At 34.0% G+C, this 2,268-nt stretch carries 4 protein-coding genes; all 4 read right to left on the reverse strand.

The annotated features are described in order from the left end of the window. On the reverse strand, window positions 1–87 hold an 87-nt coding region (locus ACP5S8_RS08155; RefSeq protein ID WP_461876445.1), incomplete at its 3' end, for an AAA family ATPase. 28 nt (window positions 88–115) lie between these two features. Then, on the reverse strand, window positions 116–1,135 hold the full coding sequence (gene rlmN / locus ACP5S8_RS08160; RefSeq protein WP_461871224.1) for a dual-specificity RNA methyltransferase RlmN: 1,020 nt from the start codon (window positions 1,133–1,135) through the stop codon (window positions 116–118). Next, the gene (locus tag ACP5S8_RS08165) at window positions 1,132–1,794 is read right to left on the reverse strand and encodes a type 1 glutamine amidotransferase (protein ID WP_461876444.1); all 663 of its coding nucleotides are present in this window, start codon (window positions 1,792–1,794) and stop codon (window positions 1,132–1,134) included. Before ACP5S8_RS08165 ends, rlmN begins: the two co-directional genes overlap by 4 nt. After that, the gene (locus ACP5S8_RS08170) at window positions 1,794–2,123 is read right to left on the reverse strand and encodes a (2Fe-2S) ferredoxin domain-containing protein (RefSeq protein ID WP_461872299.1); all 330 of its coding nucleotides are present in this window, start codon (window positions 2,121–2,123) and stop codon (window positions 1,794–1,796) included. Before ACP5S8_RS08170 ends, ACP5S8_RS08165 begins: the two co-directional genes overlap by 1 nt. Window positions 2,124–2,268 lie beyond the last annotated feature (145 nt).

Consider the following 2,268-nt stretch of genomic DNA (forward strand, 5'->3'; position numbering starts at 1 on the left):
TGGTATAAAGTGTGTTTTATCTACATAGTAAAAACCACCTTCTATAATATCTCTAAAGGTTTGTATGCCTATTGGTAGATGCTTCATAATAATATGATTATAGCATGGTAAAATCTTATATATTTATCATGTCAAAAGTTCTTATTCTGCTTAGATGTCCGCAGGCGGCGGCTAATTCTAAGCCTTTACTCCATCTTATTGTGCAGGATATATCGTTTTTCAAAAGCTCTTGTTGAAATCTGTATATATCCGACTCACTCGGTCTTTCGAATGGTAGTATAGGGCTTTCGTTGTAAGGTATTAAATTTACCTTTATTTTGTGTTTTAGGTTTTTAAGAAGATTTACAAGGTTTTTGGCATCTTTTAAAGAGCTGTTTACATCTTTTATAAGCACATACTCGATGGTAATGCGCCTTCTTGGTTCTAATGGGTATGTTTTTAAAATCTCGAAAAGCTCTTTTAAAGATCCTATAACATTTGGCATAAGACTTTTTCTTGTTTCATCGTCTGAAGCGTTTAGGGATATTGCTAAGTTTAGTTTGTTTAAGAAATCGTCGTTTTTTAGTTTTTTGAGATAGTTTGTATAGGCGCTTGTAGATATTGTAATGTGTCTTTTTGAAAGCTCAAATTCTTTTAGGAAAATAAAAGAGGCTTTCTTTAGGTTTTCGAAGTTTGCAAGAGGTTCTCCCATACCCATAAAAACGATGTTTCTTATAAATATGTTTCTTAGTATGGATATGTAAAAGTATTGATCCACTATCTCTGAAAAGCTTAAATTTCTTAAAAGCCCTCCTATGGTACTAACGCAAAACTTACACCCTACAGCACAGCCTATCTGCGTTGATATGCAAAGAGTATAATGGTCTTTTTCTTTTATAAGCACACTTTCTATAAGATGTCCATCTTTTGTTTTAAAAACAAACTTTGTGGAGTCTTCGCCTTCTACAAACGAGTCCAAACTTAATACGTGAAAATCTATTTTTAGTTCTTGTCTTAAGCTTTTAGGAATATCTGTCATAAGCTCTACATTGGTTATTTTTTTCTTAAAAGCCCAAGATTTAATTTGAGATATTCTATACTTTTCTAAGTTTAATTTTTCTTGTAACTCAAAGTAATCTTCCAGTAAGTTTATCATTGTAAAATATTTTCTATTAATTTGTAAGATAGTTCGTTTGTAGTTTTTATATAATCTTCTTTTATAAGGGAGTTTTTGTCTATATTTTCTTGTTTTAAATCTTCTTCATAAGCCTCTGCCCATTCTTTTATCATATCTTTTGTCAACTCTATGTGAAATTGAATACCTACTGCATTTTCATAAACAAAGGCTTGGTTCTGATATTTATCGGAGCTATATATCCTCAGAGCACCTTTTGGTAAATCAAACGTATCTTGATGCCACTGAAAAACCATGAGTTTATCTGGAAAACCGTTAAAAAATTTATGGTTGTTTTCTTTTTTTATTTGATACCATCCTATTTCTTTGCCGTTTTTACCTTTGTAGACTTTCTCCCCTAAAACGTGTGCGAGCATCTGGGCCCCAAGGCATATGCCTATGATGGGTTTTTGGGCTTTTAAAAAATGCTCTATTATCCTAAACTCTCTGCTAAGAAAAGGATATTGATTTTCTTCGTAAACACCCATATACCCACCAAGCACAAAAAGTATGTCAAACTCTTCTTGCGGTATACTTTCGGCTTGGTCTACATATTTTATGTCTACACCTTTTGATGATAGTATGTCGTTAAAAATACCGGCATGCTCTATCTGAACATGCCTTAGTATAAGAGCTTTCATTAAAGCATACCTGGTGGTTTTCCTTTAGATATAATAAGCCTTTCTACTGGTTTGTCTTCCTTTAGATGGCTTTCAATGATTTCGTTTACATCCTCTTTTCTTACGTTGCCATACCATATACCTTCTGGATATACAACCACTGTTGGTCCCATACCACATGGACCAAGGCAACCTGTAGGGGTTATAGCTACCGTCATCATAAGTTGGGGGTCTTGTTGTAGGGCGTCTGCAAAAGCCGTATAAACGTCCCTACTTCCTTTTTCTGCACAAGAACCCATAGGATGACCAGGTGGTCTTTGGTTTACGCATACAAACACGTGTTTAAACATATTGCCTCCTTAAAAAAGGTTTTTTACTAATTTATAACGTTTCTAAGCTTTTTGCATGATAAAAGCCCTAAAACTCTGCATTTACTCTAAGCCCATAAACCCACAGAGGACCTCTATTCTTGTCATAGCCTGGATGTCTTATATA

This window comes from Hydrogenobaculum sp., from assembly GCF_049967395.1.
In the GTDB taxonomy this organism is placed as follows: Bacteria; Aquificota; Aquificia; order Aquificales; family Aquificaceae; genus Hydrogenobaculum.